This window comes from Aliivibrio sp. S10_S31 (assembly GCF_014694495.1).
Lineage (GTDB): Bacteria > Pseudomonadota > Gammaproteobacteria > Enterobacterales > Vibrionaceae > Aliivibrio > Aliivibrio fischeri.
Window position 1 is genome coordinate 1 of the sequence record NZ_JAAUWR010000123.1, and the last position, 437, is coordinate 437.

Sequence of the window (437 nt, forward strand, 5' to 3'; positions counted from 1 at the left end):
GGCGTCCAGATAAGGTATTGTCCTAATTGCAGTTGGTTTTGTTGACCGCCCACGGTAAAGAACCCATCGACGTCCGAAACGTTTTCCGTCAGCGTACTCTGTACACTTCGGTTACTGCTGTCGCTTACGGTCATCGTGGTTGTATAGTTATTGCCCGTTGCCGGCGAACTGTGCTTGACCTGTGTCAAGTTACCCACCTCGTCATAAGTATAAGTGCGAGTGTATTTTGTGTACGCTGAGCTGTCTGAAGAGAAGGGGATTATTGCGGACGGTAAGTGACTGTTTTGCTGACCTGCATTGGCCATTTCACGACCAGTCGCCTTGACCAATTGATAGAGGCTATCGTAAGTATAAGTATTTTCCGGTTCGACTTTCTGATTACGCCAGAAGCGTGTCTCTTCTGCGTCGTTATTGATTTTCAACACATTGCCTACTGG

1 pseudogene is annotated in these 437 nt (G+C 47.6%); it reads right to left on the bottom strand.

What is annotated here, in order from left to right:
• Positions 1–422: pseudogene (locus HC728_RS19880) on the bottom strand (hypothetical protein); the annotation flags it as partial.
• Positions 423–437 lie beyond the last annotated feature (15 nt).